General features: G+C 70.9%; 15 protein-coding genes and 2 pseudogenes. 3 read left to right on the forward strand and 14 right to left on the reverse strand.

The genetic code is table 11. The annotated features are described in order from the left end of the window. Positions 1-3: 3 nt before the first annotated feature. Positions 4-1,638, reverse strand: a complete 1,635-nt coding sequence (locus FDO69_RS28175; protein WP_104783131.1) for an ATP-binding protein — start codon at positions 1,636-1,638, stop codon at positions 4-6. A gap of 303 nt (positions 1,639-1,941) precedes the next feature. On the opposite strand from FDO69_RS28175, the gene FDO69_RS28180 reads away from it, so the two are divergent. Further along, positions 1,942-2,301, forward strand: coding sequence for a hypothetical protein (locus tag FDO69_RS28180; protein ID WP_104783134.1), 360 nt, complete (start codon positions 1,942-1,944; stop codon positions 2,299-2,301). Positions 2,302-2,424: 123 nt separating this feature from the next. Here the strand turns inward: FDO69_RS28180 and FDO69_RS28185 are convergent, their stop codons facing one another. From FDO69_RS28185 to FDO69_RS28230, 10 genes and pseudogenes are all read right to left on the reverse strand, one after another. Next, positions 2,425-3,735: an ABC transporter permease gene (locus tag FDO69_RS28185; RefSeq protein WP_234388147.1), complete on the reverse strand. Its 1,311-nt coding sequence runs from the start codon at positions 3,733-3,735 to the stop codon at positions 2,425-2,427. Continuing rightward, positions 3,732-4,478, reverse strand: a complete 747-nt coding sequence (locus FDO69_RS28190; RefSeq protein WP_170320956.1) for an ABC transporter ATP-binding protein — start codon at positions 4,476-4,478, stop codon at positions 3,732-3,734. The genes FDO69_RS28185 and FDO69_RS28190 overlap by 4 nt, the downstream gene beginning before the upstream one ends. Next, positions 4,475-5,809: a peptidoglycan-binding domain-containing protein gene (locus FDO69_RS28195; protein WP_104783137.1), complete on the reverse strand. Its 1,335-nt coding sequence runs from the start codon at positions 5,807-5,809 to the stop codon at positions 4,475-4,477. Before FDO69_RS28195 ends, FDO69_RS28190 begins: the two co-directional genes overlap by 4 nt. A gap of 2 nt (positions 5,810-5,811) precedes the next feature. Next, positions 5,812-6,393, reverse strand: coding sequence for a hypothetical protein (locus tag FDO69_RS28200; protein ID WP_104783139.1), 582 nt, complete (start codon positions 6,391-6,393; stop codon positions 5,812-5,814). A 244-nt stretch (positions 6,394-6,637) separates the two neighbouring features. Beyond that, a pseudogene (locus FDO69_RS28205) lies at positions 6,638-6,898 on the reverse strand (aminotransferase class I/II-fold pyridoxal phosphate-dependent enzyme); the annotation flags it as partial. 18 nt (positions 6,899-6,916) lie between these two features. Beyond that, the gene (locus tag FDO69_RS28210; protein WP_104783142.1) at positions 6,917-7,429 is read right to left on the reverse strand and encodes an anthrone oxygenase family protein; all 513 of its coding nucleotides are present in this window, start codon (positions 7,427-7,429) and stop codon (positions 6,917-6,919) included. 140 nt (positions 7,430-7,569) lie between these two features. Continuing rightward, positions 7,570-8,238 carry an NAD(P)-dependent oxidoreductase gene (locus tag FDO69_RS28215; RefSeq protein ID WP_104783144.1) on the reverse strand — a complete coding sequence of 223 codons (669 nt, stop codon included), beginning with the start codon at positions 8,236-8,238 and terminating at the stop codon, positions 7,570-7,572. Beyond that, entirely contained in the window at positions 8,235-9,068 is an 834-nt protein-coding gene (locus FDO69_RS28220; RefSeq protein ID WP_104783147.1) for an NAD(P)H-binding protein, read from the reverse strand. Before FDO69_RS28220 ends, FDO69_RS28215 begins: the two co-directional genes overlap by 4 nt. Before the next feature lie 154 nt (positions 9,069-9,222). Further along, positions 9,223-10,143, reverse strand: coding sequence for an RNA polymerase sigma-70 factor (locus tag FDO69_RS28225; protein WP_104783150.1), 921 nt, complete (start codon positions 10,141-10,143; stop codon positions 9,223-9,225). A 179-nt stretch (positions 10,144-10,322) separates the two neighbouring features. Further along, positions 10,323-10,796 carry a carboxymuconolactone decarboxylase family protein gene (locus tag FDO69_RS28230; RefSeq protein WP_104783309.1) on the reverse strand — a complete coding sequence of 158 codons (474 nt, stop codon included), beginning with the start codon at positions 10,794-10,796 and terminating at the stop codon, positions 10,323-10,325. A 171-nt stretch (positions 10,797-10,967) separates the two neighbouring features. Between FDO69_RS28230 and FDO69_RS28235 the strand changes: the two genes are divergently transcribed. After that, positions 10,968-11,351, forward strand: coding sequence for a DoxX family protein (locus FDO69_RS28235; protein WP_104783311.1), 384 nt, complete (start codon positions 10,968-10,970; stop codon positions 11,349-11,351). Positions 11,352-11,799: 448 nt separating this feature from the next. Here the strand turns inward: FDO69_RS28235 and FDO69_RS28240 are convergent. Next, positions 11,800-12,057 (reverse strand): annotated as a pseudogene (locus FDO69_RS28240) (aminotransferase class I/II-fold pyridoxal phosphate-dependent enzyme); the annotation flags it as partial. Between the two features lie 126 nt (positions 12,058-12,183). Between FDO69_RS28240 and FDO69_RS28245 the strand changes: the two are divergent. Beyond that, positions 12,184-12,738 (forward strand): Uma2 family endonuclease, encoded by a 555-nt coding sequence (locus tag FDO69_RS28245; protein ID WP_104783153.1) that lies wholly within the window; start codon positions 12,184-12,186, stop codon positions 12,736-12,738. 236 nt (positions 12,739-12,974) lie between these two features. Here the strand turns inward: FDO69_RS28245 and FDO69_RS41355 are convergent, their stop codons facing one another. Together FDO69_RS41355 and FDO69_RS28255 are read right to left on the reverse strand one after the other, a co-directional pair. Continuing rightward, on the reverse strand, positions 12,975-13,118 hold the full coding sequence (locus FDO69_RS41355) for a hypothetical protein (protein WP_170320957.1): 144 nt from the start codon (positions 13,116-13,118) through the stop codon (positions 12,975-12,977). A gap of 250 nt (positions 13,119-13,368) precedes the next feature. Further along, positions 13,369-14,565, reverse strand: coding sequence for a pyridoxal phosphate-dependent aminotransferase (locus FDO69_RS28255; protein ID WP_104783156.1), 1,197 nt, complete (start codon positions 14,563-14,565; stop codon positions 13,369-13,371). Positions 14,566-14,661: the final 96 nt, after the last annotated feature.

The raw sequence follows: 14,661 nt of genomic DNA on the forward strand, positions 1-14,661 counted from the left end.
CGATCAGCCGGCGTCGGCCGACGGCCCGGTCGTGGCGAGCGTGACGGTGAAGGTCGTGCCGACGCCCACGGTGCTCTGAACGGCGATCGTCCCCTGGTGGTCGGTCACGATCTGGCGGGCGATGGACAGCCCCAGGCCACTTCCTCCGGTGGCGCGGCCCCGTGCCGCGTCCGCCCGCCAGAAGCGGTCGAAGAGATGCGGCAGGTCCTCGGCGGGTATTCCCTTTCCGGTGTCCCGCACCTGAAGGAACGCGAGATCGCCGTGCCGGGCCAGGGCCAGTGTCACCGTGCCGCCCGGTGCCGTGGCCCTCAGCGCGTTACCGACCAGATTGCCGACGACCTGGCGCAGTCGGTCGGCGTCGGCGATGACGTCCACAGGCCGCGGCGCCTCCAGCCGCAGCGCGACACCTGCCGCGTCGGCCTGGGCACGGTGAGCCGTGCCGGCGGCTTCGAGGAGCTCGCGCAGGTCGACGCGCACCCGGTGGTAGGTGAGCGCACCGGCCTCGGCCAGCGCGAGATCCTGCAGGTCGTCGACGATTCGCTGCTGCAGCAGTGCCTCCTCGTGGAGGGAATCCAGCAGCTCCGGGGTCGGCTCGACGATCCCGTCCCGCAGGGCCTCCAGATAGCCGCGCAGATTGGCCAGCGGGGTGCGCAGCTCGTGGGCGATGTCACCGGTGAGCCGGCGCTGGCGTTCCTCGCCGGCCTGTATGGACTCCGCCATCCGGTTGAAGGCACGGCCGAGTTGGGCGATCTCGTCCCGGCCGGAGACGGGCACCCGCCGCCCCAGGTCTCCCTCGCCCAGCCCCCCGGCGGCCAGGGTCATGGCACGGACCGGGCGCAGCACCGCCCGGCTCAGGAGCAGGGCGCCGAGCACGGCGGCGAGGGCGACACCGGCTGCGACGGCCATCGTGGGTGCCGCGGCCAGGGTGGGCGGGGACTCGTCCCGGACGCCGAGACGGATCACCAGGCGTGGCGGGGCGGCGGAGCCCACGCGCTCGTTGAACACCCGCTGCAGGCAGGTGGTGAACTGCTGCTCCGACTCGCAGGTCCGGATCACCTCGAGGTCCTGCGGAGTCTGCGGGTCCGGTGCGCCTTTGGGCTCCTCGCACCGTTCCGACCGGCGCTCTGTGCTGATCCGCGGAACGCCGGTCTCGTCATGCCGGGCCGTCACGTCGGCCCCCGCCCGGGTCAGACAGGCCGCGTACACCGCTTCGGCGCGGTACTGGGCGATCGCGGTCGCCGTCAGCTTCATCGAGGTCCGCGGTAGCTGTCCCGCGGGGATCCGCAGGAGGGGACGCGGGTCGACCAGCACGGGCGGCTGGTTGCTCACCGGGCGGGGGGCGCGGCCCTCGAGCGCGTCGGAATCGGCGAGCAGGACGTCGTTCTCGGTGGCGACCCGGATGCGCTGGCCGGTGTCCTCGGCCAGGCGGCGCACCGTCGGCGAGAGGCCTTCCCAGGTGCCGTGCGCGAACCCGTAGGCGCGGAGGTCGCCGGTGATCCGGGAGACCTCCTGCCGTCCCGCGGTGACACTCTCCTGGACCTGGCGGTTCGCCTGACGCAGGGTCAACCAGCCGGTGGCGGCGGTGGCAGCCATCGCGACCAGCATCAGCAGGCCGAGTACCCGGAGCCGGAAGCTCATCGCGTGGTACCCCGCCCATCTGCCAGGACGTGTGTGCTCAACGGGACTCGGATGCTCGTCAAGGGGGCGCTTCCGGCCGAAACGACTGTGGAATGGCGCATTTCCTCTTCCGGTGTTTTCGGTCTCTCATGGGCAGTAATCGGACGCTTGAGGGCGGAAGGATTTCTTCAGCATCTTTTCGACTGTGATCGTACTGACGCCACTTGCGCACCGATTTGGTGCAGTGGTCGCTGTTTCGCTCAGGTGTCATCCAACGGCCTGGGCAAGCAGTGCCGACAGAGAACGCATTCATGGGGGTTCAAAGTGAAGCGTCGAATCGCAGCTGTCGTACCCGCCCTGGCGGCGGTGGCCATGGCCGTCCCGCTCGCCCTCTCCACCCCGGCCACCGCGGCCGCGTCCTGCGGCAGGACCGCCTCCGACATGGACAGCAGCGCCTGGAACAAGACGGCCAACGGCGCCAACGAGAGAAGCGGATCCAGCACCAACTGCGCCAGCAACGGCATCGCCTACAACACCCACCGCCTCGATTACCACTGTTACACGCGCATCGGCAACACCAACGAGACCTGGACGTACCTCCGGAACGACACCACCGGTACGTCCGGCTGGGTCCGCGACGACCTGCTGAGCGACGGCGGCAGCCTCGTCTACTGCGGCTTCTAGCACGCTCGCCGGCACTCCCGCAGGACTGCCGGGCAAGCAGGACTGATGGTGTGTCAGGGGCGGTCTCACCGAGGCCGCCCCTGACACGTACGGCCGCCCCCGACTCGTTCGACGGAGGGCCGCTCAGGAGCCGGACAGGGCCTCCGTCGGTGACAGCCGGCTCGCCCGTACCGCCGGGTACAGTCCGGCGATCATGCCGATGACCAGGGTGCAGCCGATCCCCGCCGCACTCGCCCACACCGGGACGACCGTCGGCCAGTCGCGGCTGAGGGCGTAGACCGCCGTGATCGCCGTCCCCAGCACCGTCCCGCCGAGGCCGCCGATGAGCGACAGCAGCAGCGACTCCGTCACGAACTGGGTCCGGATCTGGCCGCGGGTCGCCCCCAGCGCCCGGCGCAGGCCGATCTCGGGGCGCCGCTCCAGGACCGAGATGACCATCGTGTTGCCGACCCCGACGCCACCGACGAGCAGCGCCACGCCACCGAGGCCGAGCAGCAGCCCGGTCAGCGCCGACTCGGTGGCCTCGCGGGCGGCGAGCGCGTCGGAGGGCCGGGAGATCTGGACCTGTCCCGGTTTCTCGGGGTACGCCGTGGCCGGCAGCACGGCCCGTACCTCCGTGATCTGGCTGTCCTCGGCGCGGACGTAGACCGTCGACGGATGGCCGTCGAAGCGCAGGTACGTCCGGGCCGCCGGCCAGCCGACGAGCGCCGCGCTGTCGAGCTCCGGCGCGAGCGGTACGGGATCGAGGACGCCGACCAGGGAGAACCAGCGGTCGCCGAGCCAGACCCGGGTCCCCGGTGTGTACACGTCGAGCCGGCCCGCGGCCGTGGAGCCGAGCACGACCGCCGGGTACTGCTCGGTCGCGGAATCCAGCCAGCGGCCCCGGCGGACGTGGCCGCCGACGGCCGGGAGCAGGTGCCTGTCGGTCGCGAGGACCTCGAGGGAGCCGGTGCGTCCGATGGCGATGCGCTCATTGCGGTAGATGTGCGCGTCGGTCGCGCCGGTGGCGGCGACCTGCTGCACGGGCGGGATGCGGCGGATCATCGCGACGGCCTCGTGGGGCAGTTTGGCCTCGGTGCCGTCGAGTGAGTCGCCGGGGGCGACCCGCAGCAGGTTGGTGCCGAGCGCGTCGAGTCGGCGGTCCACCTCCGCCCGGCCGGATCCGGAGATTCCGACCACCGCGATCATGGCGGCGACGCCGATCGCGATCCCGAGCGCGGAGAGGAAGATCCGCAGGGGGCGAGTCCGCAGCCCGGTCCCGCCGAGCCGCACGATGTCCTGAGGACCGAGGCGGGCGGCCCGCAGTCGGCCGCCCGTGCCACCGACGTCATCGCTCGCTCGCCCGCGGCCACGTCCGCCGCCGCTGCGGGGGCCGGACGGCAGGGTCGGCGGGGCGTCGTCCATGGGCGGGCCGTTCGTCGTGACGTCGGTCATCGGACCGCCTCGTTCGGCGCGGTGCCGGTCGCGGTGTCGGCCGCGGTGTCGGTCGCGGTGTGGGTCGCGGTGTCCGCCACCACGCGGCCGTCGCGCATCTCGATACGGCGGGGCAGCCCGGCCGCGATCTCCCGGTCGTGGGTGATGATCACGACCGTGGTCCCGGCGGCGTTCAGCTCGCGCAGCAGACCGAGTACGGCCTCCCCGGAAGCGGAGTCCAGGTTGCCGGTCGGCTCGTCCGCCAGCAGGACCGCCGGTTCGCCGACCACCGCCCGGGCCACCGCCACCCGCTGGCGCTCGCCGCCGGACAACTGGTGCGGGAGGTGGTGGACGCGGTGGCTGAGGCCGACCCGTTCCAGCGCCGCCGCCGCGCCGGCCCGGCGGCGGCGCAGCGGTACTCCGGCGTACAGCAGCCCGTCGGCCACGGAGTCCAGGACCGGAACCCCTACCGCCAGATGGAACTGCTGGAAGACGAAGCCGATCCGGGTGGCCCGCAGCGCGGACACCTCACGGTCCGTCAGCTTCGCCACGTCGTGGCCGTCGACCAGCACCCGCCCGGCGGAGGGTCGATCGAGGCTGCCCATGAGGTTCAGCATGCTCGACTTGCCCGAGCCCGACGGGCCGACGACCGCGACGAGTTCGCCGCGCCCGATGCGTAAGGTCACGTCCCGTACCGCCGCCACACCACCGGGGTACGTCTTGGAGACCGCGTCGAACTCCACGACGGCCGATGCTCCGCTCACTCCGGGATCCTCACGTTCATGCCCTCGCGAACCGCGCTTCCGCTCACTTCCACCCGGCCGTCCGCGAAGAGCCCGGTCTTCACCGCGACGAACCGGCCGTCCGCGGTCTCCAGGCCGTGGCCGCCCTCGGCCAGGGCGACCAGCGCGGCGACCGGGACGGTGAGGACGTCCGCCCGTTCCCGCCCCACGTACTCGACGGTGACCGGCGCGCTCTCCAGCCGTCCCACGGATTTCTGGTCCTTGATGGTGATGGTCACCGGAACCGTCGGTGTTGCGGAGCCACCCTCCCCGCCTCCCTCCTCGGGCGCGGTCGCGCTCTTCCCCACCGAGGCCACCTCGCCCTTCACCGACTTCCCGTCGGGCAGCCCGACCGTGACGGCGGCGCCGCGCACGGCCCAGGAGTCCTCCGCAGCCGAGGCGTTGACGACGACCTTCCGGGACGTACCGGTGTACCTGAGGGCGTCATCGGTGGCCGGTGAGCCGAGCCGGACACCCGCGTGGCCGATCCGTACCTTGCCGGTGGAGTAGACGACGTCCCCGATGCCGACCGTGCCGGTCTGGGGGAGTCCGAGGGATTTCTGCCAGCGCTTGACCGCGCGGGCGGTGAGGTCGGTGAACTCCTCGTCGACGGTGAAGCCGGTGTAGCCGAGAGCGGCGAGATTGCTCTCGAACTGCAGGACGTCCATCCCGCGCAGCGTGCCCGCTGTCCCTCCGGCCCCGGCCCCGGCCCCGGCGCCGCCCGAGGGCGTCGGCGATCCGGAGGGGGCCGGAGCCCCGGAGGTCTCGTCCGTGCGGTCCGGTGCCCCGGAGGTCTCGTCCGTGCGGCCCTGGCCACCGGAGTCCCGGGTGTCCCTCTCGGCCCCGGTCTCCTGCTGGGCGTCCTGCCGGGTGCCTTGCCGGGCGCCCGCGGTCAGGCCCAGCTCCCGGTACATCGGCAGCGTCCCGTACAGCAGCACCACCGGCCGGTCGTCGACGCGCAGCAGAGTGCCGCCGCGCTTCACGGTCGTGCCCTCCGCGGGCAGCCAGGTCACGGTGCCCGTCGCCTTGACGGGCAGCGGTATCTCGGTGCCGTAGCCCAACTGGCCGTCCACCGTGGTGCGTTCGGTCAGTGTGGTCCGGGTGACCGGGACGGTGGAGTCTGAGCGGGGCGGGGCGGAGGAGCCCTCCTTCGCCCCGCCCCCGCCGAGGCCGAGCGCACCGACCACGGCGACTGCCGCCACGACGACCAGAGCCGAGGCCACCAGGACCGTGCGCCGTCCGCGCCGACCGCGCGGCGGCGGCGCGGGAGCCGCCCCGCGCTCGTGATCGGTCTGCACAACGGTCTCCGCCATCGTCAGCCCTTGCCCGCGGGCTGGTCCGCCGGGTCACCGATGATCGGAGCGCAGACACGGGTGGCACGCTTGGCTCCCGCCGACGTCTGGTTCCACTCGGAGCCCTGCGCGGTCCCGTCGGGGCCGGGATCGGGAAAGTCGGGCGCGCCGTTCTTCTGCATGCAGTCGGCGTAGTCCCGCTTGACCTTGATCTGCGCGGGGGTGAGCTTGGGCTGGTTGGCGTTCTCAAGGCCCTCGGGGACGGCCGCCTTGAGCGAGGCGCACTTCTCGGAGGCGTCCAGGAACTTCGTGTTCTTCTTCAGCGCCGCGTTGTCGCCGAAGTCGACCTGCCCCTTGGCGTCCGGGTCGGGGGCGTCGACCCCGTTCTCCCGCAGACACTTCACCCACTCGCGCTGGGCGCTCACATACGCGGCCACGTCGTCGCCGCCACTCGGCGCGGTCGCCTTGCCGGAGGCCTTGCCGGACGCCTCGTCGCCGCCCGCCGTCGGGACCTTCGGGGTGTCGCCCTCGCCCCCGCAGCCGGCCAGGGTGATCGCCATGACCGACGCCGTCACCACGGCCATCAGCACCCGGTTCGTCCTCATCGGTTCTCCCGCTTCCTGTCGCGCCCGACCGCGGGCGCGGAGGGCCTTTCGACCGTAGGCCGGAGGTGATGAAGAACCTTTGAAGAACCTGTCATCCGATCATGCGGCGCGCTTCGGACGGGACGCCACGGCAGCCGGCGACTCCCGCTCGACGCCTGGCGCGGAACAACCGCTCGCGAGCGCGCCGTGCCGGCACTGCCCGGTGCGGCAGGCCGACGGTCATGCGGAGCCCCGGCGGCCTGAGCTACGGCTTCAAGCGCTTCACGGCCTCCTGAAGTACCTTGGTCCGCTTGCAGAACGCGAACCGGACGTAGGGTGCCCCCATCTCCTTGTGGTCGTAGAACACGGCGTTCGGGATGGCCACCACGCCCGCCCGCTCGAGCAGCGCGCGGCAGAAGGCGAAGCCGTCGCTCTCGCCCAGGGGGCGGATGTCGGTGGTGACGAAGTACGTGCCCGCCGTGCGGAACACCCCGAAACCGGCGTCCGCGAGCCCCGCCGACAGCAATCATGGCCGCAGGCTCCGTCACCGGCGCGGTGCTCGGCGGATTGTCCGCGCCGAGGTGTTCGGCGGGCTTGGACGACGTGTACGAGGCAACGGCGCCGCGAGGGCGAGGGCCGCGAAGGCGAGGACCGCGGCCATCGTCCGGACGGCGTGGGCGATCTGCCAGCGGTCCCGTACGCCAATCCAGTCGGAGGGCGGGGACTGGGCGCTCCAGTGGAGCTGGTCGGAGTTGATGGGCAGGTTGACGGTGAGCGTGAGGCCGAGAACGACGACCAGGAGGGCGAGTGCGGCCACGGTCGGCCATCGGGTGTTTGTTCGGTAGGTCTGGTGGGCCAGTACCGCTGTGGCGATCAGGGCCGGCAGGAGTGTGGCGACGGCGAGTTTGTCGAGGGAGTTGAGTTCGACCAGCCGGACCTGGGTGTAGACGGTGCTGTCGAAGCCGCGCAGCGAGAGTTCCAGGACAAGGACCGACGTGAGGAATCCGGCGAACAGCCCCGCGCATACGAGGCTGATGAAACGGGCGTACTTCGTCATGAACGCGTCCTTTCGGGATGGGTGACCCGGGCGGCGAAGGGGCGGGCGGGACGGCCGAGGCATCTTCCTGACCTTGTTGGTCACCGTCGCGGGTCGTCGCCCGCTTTCTCACTCGCAGCCCGGGTCGTGTCCGTGGCGCGTCAGTTCGCGATTCCGACGACCTGCTCGATGGTGTCCGGCTGGTTCACCATGGCGAGCATGTGGTGGGCGACGTCGGCGCGTGGCACGGAGAACCCGCCTCGGATGTTGCGGTTCCACGCGGTCCGGTACCTGCCGGTCAGGGGCTTGTCGGTGAGCTTGGGCGGGCGCGACACCGTCCATTCCAGTCCGCTGTCGCGCAGGGTCCGCTCGGTGACGGCGAGGTCGGCGTAGTGCCGGCCGAACGTGGCCCGGGTCAACGGGACGCCCAGGTGACGCATGAAGAAGCCGTCGCCGGGATCGTGCCTGGGTGGCGTCGGCCGGCCAGGCACCGGCACCGGCCCGACGGGTGCGGCGCTGACGATGATGATCCGCCGGACGTGCTCGGCATGCATCGCCGTGACGATCGCGCGGGTGCCACGCGAGGTGATGCCCGCGTCCGCGCGCGGGTTTCGCGGGCCGAGCGCGGACAGTACGGCGTCGGCGCCGCGTACCGCCGCGGCGAGTGTCCGCATGTCGGGGCGGGTGAGGTCGACGGCGACCGTCCGGACGCCGCCCGGCAGTTCACGTGGGCGGCGGGCCACGGCGGTGACGTCGTGCCCGCCGGCCACCGCCTGCTCGACCAGGTGCCGTCCGATGCCGCCGGTGGCGGCCACGATCGTGAGTTTCATCGGGGTCCTCCTGTGGTGAAGGCGGCACGGTGGTCGTGCGCCCAGGTGGCGTACGTGAGTGCCGGGCGGCCCAGCAGCCGCCGCACGGTGTCGGTGGTGGGCCCGGCTGCGCGGGCGTAGTCGGCCAGCGAGCCGAGCAGCCGGTCGGGTACCTCGTCGGGCAGGCCGGCGGCGAGCATGCCGCGGCGGATCTCGTCCGGTGCGGCCTCGACGAACGACAGTGTCCGGTCGAGCGCCGCGCCGAGCGCGGCGACTTTCTCCGGCTGGCTCAGCGACTGTTCCCCGGTGAGCAGGTGCGTCTGACCGCGGTGCTGCGGGTGGGTCAGGGCGAGAGCGGCCACCGCGGCGATGTCACGCTCGTCGACGGTCGAGGTCCTGGCGTGCGGGTATGCCCCCCGTACGGTCCCGGTCGCCTGGATCTGCCCGGCCCAGGCCAGGGTGTTGGCGGCGAAATCGGCGCAGCGCAGGATCGTCCAGTCCAGGCCGCTCCCCTTGGCTGCGTCCTCGACCGCGTGGAACTGCTGCCGGAAGCGTGCGTGCCCAGCCGGGTACCCCACGGTCACGGAGGACAGTACGGCCACCCTCGCCGCGCCCGTCTCGCGGGCGCGTGCCAACAGGTCGACAGCAATGGTTCCGGCGGCACGCGGGCTGAGCAGGATGGCCTCCACGCCGTTGATGGTGGGAACCTTCGCGGGGTGGACGAGCTGTGTACCCGCGGGGAATTCGGCGTGCGGGTCGCGGGTGACAGCGGCGACTTTCGCTCCCCCCTCGACCAGGAGGCGGACGGTTTCCCGGCCGACGACGCCGGTGGCCCCGGTGATCAGGATCATGACTGAACCCCTTGTGGGTGTGTCGATAATCGATCTTGCGCGGTGGATGATCGCGGTTCGTGTCGCGGAAGACGTCACGGGCGAGCCGTGCGCCAGGATCATCGGCATGCGGCACTGAAACCCCCGGTCCTGCCCTGTCAGGCTGGTCGGGAGATCACTGGGCTTTACGGGTCTGCTTCACTTCCTGGTCGACGGCCCAGGCGTCGGCGACCGGGCCGAGGTGGCTGAGCTTGTCGGGGTTGATGACCGCGCGGATCGTCTGGATCTGCCCGTCGAGTGTGTCGAGGGCGAGGATGTGGAGGATTTTGCCGTCGCGGTCGCGGAAGAGAGCGCCCGGCTGGCCGTTGACCTCGTGCGGTTCGAACGTGATGCCGATCCGGGCCATGAGCGGGTAGACGGTGGCGAGCAGCCTGGCCACGTTCTCGGCGCCGGCGACGGCCCTGGCCAGCTGCGGTGCCTTGCCACCGCCGTCCCCGATGAGCTGGACGTCGGCGGACAGCAGATTCTGCAGTCCGTCCACGTCTCCCTGCGTCAGTGCTTCGAAGAACCGCCTCGCCAGCTCCTGCCGCTCCTGGCGGTCCGCTTCGAACCGGGGCCGTCCCTCGTGCATGTGGCGGCGTGCCCTTACGAGCAGCTGCCGGCACGCCGCCTCTGAGCGCCCCACCGCGGCGGCGATCTCGGCGAAGCCGAAGGCGAAGACCTCCCGCAGCACGAACACCGACCGCTCCAGCGGACTGAGCCGCTCCAGGAGCAGCAGCGCCGCTATTGACACCGAGTCGGCCAGCTCCGCCGCGCGGGCCGGGTCCTGGTACGGATCGTCCAGCAGCGGCTCGGGGAGCCACGGTCCGACGTACTCCTCCCGCCGCACCCGGGCGGAACGCAGCACGTCGATGGCAATCCGGGTCACCGTGGCTGACAAGAACGCCTTGGCCGACAGGGGCCGGGTGGTCGAGGCGTCGTAGCGGAGCCAGGTCTCCTGCACCGCGTCCTCCGCCTCGCCCACGCTGCCCAGGATCCGGTACGCGATCGAGAACAGCAGCGGCCGCAGTTCCTCGAACTCCTCGACCTTGCCCACGCCGACTCCCCCTTTGCGGTCTGTGTGCCCGGCCGGACCCGCGCCGGCGAGGCATCCTTCGAAGATCATTCGATGTGTGGGCGGAGCAGACAACGCTCGTGCCGCGACCGCCCTGCCCCCCCTTGATGACGGCGTCCTGGCCCCGGCTGGCCTGACCTGGGCCAGGGTGCGGTGGTGGTTCAGTGGAACTGGCCGACCTGGTAGTCGCCGGCCGGCTGCTGGGTGATGATGTTCAGCCGGTTCACCGTGTTCATGAAAGAGACCAGCAGCACGAGGGCCGTGAGCTGCTCCTCGTCGTAGTGCTGAGCGGCGCGGGCCCACACGTCGTCGCTGACGCCGGTGGCCGCGTCCGCGACCCGGGTTCCCTGCTCCGCCAGCTCCAGTGCGGCGCGCTCGGCCGCGGTGAAGACCGTCGCTTCCCGCCAGGCCGCGATCAGGTTCAGCCGCACCGGGGTCTCGCCGGCCGCGGCGGCTTCCTTGGTGTGCATGTCGATGCAGACCGCGCAGCCATTGATCTGGCTCACGCGCAGCGCCACCAACTCCTGCGTCGTGGCCGGCAGCGGCGATTCCTTCAGCTCCCGGCCGACCGCCATGAAGTACTTGAGGGCCTTGCCGGCGGCCGGGTTGGCGAAGTAGTTCAATCGCGCGTCCATCGTGTGCTCCTCCACGTTCGTCGATGCCTTCACCTCCAAGACGAGGCGGCCCTCACTCCTGTGACACGGAACGGTGTGACCCACGTCTCTCCGCTGTCTGGGTTCGGGCATGTCACAGGCCGAGTCGCTGCCTCGTCTCGGGTACGGAAGTCCTCGATGAGGGAGTTGATGATGAACGTCGCGCTGTGGATCATCGCTGGGGTGCTCGCCGCTGTCTGCCTGGTGGGCAGCTCCAAGATGTTCGTGCCGCAGGAGAAGCTGGCCGCGATGGGCTCCTCTGCGCGGTGGGTCCTGGAGTTCAGCCCCGGTGCTCTCAAGGCCATCGGCGCCGTCGAGCTGCTGGCTGCGGTCGGCCTGGTTCTGCCCGCGGTGCTCGACATCGCGCCGGTGCTGGTGCCGCTGGCCGCCACCGGACTCGTTCTGCTGTTTGCCTGCGCGGTCACCATGCGTCTGCGCCGTGGCGAGAAGGCCACGATCGTCGGCGACCTGATCTACCTCGCCCTGGCTGCCTTCGTCACATGGGGCCGTTTCGGCCCCGAGTCCTTCACCGGCTGACCACCGGCGCATATCAGTCGAGCGCCGAAGTGCCAGGCACACTCCAGGTGGTACCGATATACCTACCAGCCAACGGAGTTGGCTACGACGTCACTCTCTTCAGCAATGAACACCCGCCCGCCGGGCCCCGGGCGGAGCCCGCCACCAGCGGAACGCACCCGGGTACGCTCGTCCCTCCAAAGGAGCCACACCCATTTGACTTGGCGCAGATAAGCAACCAGGTGCGCAAGGGCCAGCTCCTCGACTTCGGCGCGCTGCGGGCCGAACTCTGCGGTGACCGGCCGCACCGCGCTGTCGTCCCCTGCCCAGAGCTGTCCGTTTCGACAGCTTCCGGGGCTACCTGCGCGCGACCGGCTGGAACATCTCCGCAGTCCTTTGGGGAAACGGCCCGGCTTCCCTGAGCGAGCGGATGCCGGGTCCCGCCGTCGCCGTTTTTGGACAGCTCCGCGCCCAGGGGGCGGATGTCCGTGGTGATGAAGTACGTGCCCGAGGGACGGAACACCTTGAAGCCCGCCTCCGTGAGCCCCGCCGACAGCAGGTCCCTCTTCGTGCGCATGTCCTCTCGGAACGCCTCGAAGTACGTGTCCGGGAGAGCCAGCGCCTTCGCCACCGCGTACTGGAACGGGCCGGATGCCACGTACGTCAGGAACTGCTTCGCCGAGCGGACGGCGGTGACCAGGTCGGGGGATCCCGTCACCCACCCGACTCCTCGTTCGTACACCTATTCGCGGGTCGCGCCGCGACCTGTCCGGACCGGCTCACAGCCGTACCGCCGGGCTCGGGACAGGGCACTGTCCGCCGTATCCTGACCACACACGGGAAGGAGCCGTCCATGAGCGTCGACGCGATCGTGCACACCGAGTTCCCCAAGGGATACACGGTCCTGTTCGGGGCGGACGGAAAGGTGATCATGACTCCGCAGAGCGAAGAGCACTCCAGCACCATCAGGTCGATGCAGATCGACTCCGCTGTCGCTCTCGGCCGTCACGCGAAGGTCACCTCCGATGTCTACATCGACTTCCCCGCCGACGAGAATTCCGCCCCCGACCTCGCGATCATGCGCGAGGACGCACGCAAGGAAGGCAAGCGCTATAGCTTCGAGGACGTCCTGCTGATCTCCGAGGTCGTCTCGACCTCCTCCGCACGCAAAGACTATGACGACTGCACCGCCAAATACGGCCGCTACGGCATCCCGATCTACCTGGTCGTCGACCCGTACGCCCAGGAAGTCGTCCTCCACACCCAGCCGACCGGCACCGGTTACATCGCGGCACACACGCACAAGTACGGCACGGGCAAGCTCCCCATCCCCCTGGCCGACGGCCGCACCTTCACCCTCGACCTCGACGAGCTCCCGCGCCCGGAGCCCGAGGCAGACGCCCGCTGACGAAGGACTCCCGTGGTGGCCGCCCGGTCAATGTCATCTCGACCCGGGCTCATCACGCGAGTGACGTTGCATATGTGGTTGGTGCCGCGGCGCGTGCCGCCACGCGAAAGCGCGCAACCTGATAGGACGGAGCAGGGCCAGGGGCCGCCCAGGTGCTGCGTTCGTTGCCGCGCGACACCGCCGCGTTCACCGACCGTGCCACGGAGCTGGAGCGGCTGGTGGGCTCGGTGCGGGCGTCACAGGAGCGTGGCGAGGGGCTGCCCGTTCACGTGATCGACGGCATGCCCGGTGTCGGGAAGACCACCTTCGCCGTGCACGCCGGCCACGTTCTCTCGGGGCGCTTCCCCGATGGACAGCTCGTCGTGAATCTCAACGGGCACACCCCGGGGCGTACCCCGGTGCAGGCCGGCGAGGCGCTCGCCTCGCTTCTCGACCAACCAGCTCTGGCACGTGTCCCCGACGCCAGGCGAATGTCAGCGGTTTTCGTCTCGCCTGGCCCGACCGACCGTGGATCGGCTGCCGCCCCAGGGCCGACGCGGAGACGCCGTCGACATGTGGCAGCAGTCCCGACCGGCTTCGTCCGGCTCTGCGGCGAAGGGGTGCGCCATGTGGCCGTCACGCCTGGTGGCGCTAGGCGGACAGAGCCTTCAAACGGGCTGCCGCCTCCTCCAGAACACCCATGCGCTTGCAGAACGCGAAGCGTACGAAGGGCGCGCCCTGCTCGCGGTGGTCGTAGAACACGGCGTTCGGGATGGCGACCACGCCCGCGCGCTTCGGCAGCGCGCGGCAGAAGGCGAAACCGTCGCTCTCACCTAGGGGCCGGATGTCGGTGGTGATGAAGTACGTGCCGGCCGGGCGGAAGACCTTGAAGCCCGCCCGCTCAAGGCCGCCCGCGAGCAGATCCCGCTTGGCCAGCATGTCCGCGCGGAAGTCCGCGAAGTATGAGTCGGGCAGGCGCAGGGCCTCGGCAACGGCGTACTGGAACGGCCCTGAGGCGACGTACGTCAGGTACTGCTTGGCCGAGCGGACGGCGGCGACGAGATCGGGGGCGCCGGTAACCCAGCCGACCTTCCAGCCGGTGAACGAGAACGTCTTGCCGCTGCTGGAGATGGTGACCGTGCGCTCCCGCATCCCGGGGAACGTCGCCAGCGGCACGTGCTCGGCCTCGTCGAAGACCAGGTGCTCGTACACCTCGTCCGTCACCACCAGCAGGTCCCGCTCCACCGCCAGCTCGGCGATCGCGGCCAGCTCCTCGCGGGTGAGGACCGTGCCGGTCGGGTTGTGCGGGGTGTTGATCAGCAGCAGCCGGGTGCGGTCGGTGACGGCGTCGCGCAGCTCGTCGAGGTCGAGACGGAAACGGCCCTCGTCCTCCTGCGCGCGCAGCGTGACCGGCACCCGGCGGCCGCCGGCCATCGCGATGCACGCGGCGTAGGAGTCGTAGTACGGCTCGAAGGCGATCACCTCGTCGCCGGGCTCCACCAGGGCCAGCAGGGCGGCGGCGATGGCCTCCGTGGCACCGGCGGTGACCAGGACCTCCGTGTCGGGGTCGTAGGCGAGGCCGTAGCGGCGCTGCTGGTGGGCGGTGACCGCGGTGCGCAGCTCGGGGACGCCGGGGCCCGGCGGGTACTGGTTGCCGCGGCCGTCCCGCAGGGCCCGTACGGCGGCCTCCCGGATCTCCTCGGGGCCGTCGGTGTCGGGGAAGCCCTGCCCGAGATTGATGGCGCCGGTGCTGAGGGCGAGGGCGGACATCTCGGCGAAGATCGTCGTCCCGAACTCGGCGAGCCGGCGGTTCAGGAGGGGGCGCGCGCTGGAGGTCATGCCGGTCATCCTGCGCCGAAGCTCTGGAGTTCCTCAACTCTGTGTTGGGCCGGGAGTGGGGAGGGCATCACCGCTTCACGCAAGAGCGAGGCGCCCACGGGGGGC

The organism is Streptomyces tibetensis (assembly GCF_007655005.1).
GTDB lineage: Bacteria > Actinomycetota > Actinomycetes > Streptomycetales > Streptomycetaceae > Streptomyces > Streptomyces tibetensis.

Excerpts from the sequence above, each read along its gene's own strand:
- FDO69_RS28175 (WP_104783131.1), bottom strand. The coding sequence starts at position 1,638 with ATGAGCTTCCGGCTCCGGGTACTCGGCCTGCTGATGCTGGTCGCGATG.
- FDO69_RS28185 (WP_234388147.1), bottom strand. The coding sequence starts at position 3,735 with ATGACCGACGTCACGACGAACGGCCCGCCCATGGACGACGCCCCGCCG.
- FDO69_RS28195 (WP_104783137.1), bottom strand. The coding sequence starts at position 5,809 with ATGGCGGAGACCGTTGTGCAGACCGATCACGAGCGCGGGGCGGCTCCC.
- FDO69_RS28200 (WP_104783139.1), bottom strand. The coding sequence starts at position 6,393 with ATGAGGACGAACCGGGTGCTGATGGCCGTGGTGACGGCGTCGGTCATG.
- FDO69_RS28210 (WP_104783142.1), bottom strand. The coding sequence starts at position 7,429 with ATGACGAAGTACGCCCGTTTCATCAGCCTCGTATGCGCGGGGCTGTTC.
- FDO69_RS28215 (WP_104783144.1), bottom strand. The coding sequence starts at position 8,238 with ATGAAACTCACGATCGTGGCCGCCACCGGCGGCATCGGACGGCACCTG.
- FDO69_RS28220 (WP_104783147.1), bottom strand. The coding sequence starts at position 9,068 with ATGATCCTGATCACCGGGGCCACCGGCGTCGTCGGCCGGGAAACCGTC.
- FDO69_RS28230 (WP_104783309.1), bottom strand. The coding sequence starts at position 10,796 with ATGGACGCGCGATTGAACTACTTCGCCAACCCGGCCGCCGGCAAGGCC.
- FDO69_RS28235 (WP_104783311.1), top strand. The coding sequence starts at position 10,968 with ATGAACGTCGCGCTGTGGATCATCGCTGGGGTGCTCGCCGCTGTCTGC.
- FDO69_RS28245 (WP_104783153.1), top strand. The coding sequence starts at position 12,184 with ATGAGCGTCGACGCGATCGTGCACACCGAGTTCCCCAAGGGATACACG.
- FDO69_RS28255 (WP_104783156.1), bottom strand. The coding sequence starts at position 14,565 with ATGACCGGCATGACCTCCAGCGCGCGCCCCCTCCTGAACCGCCGGCTC.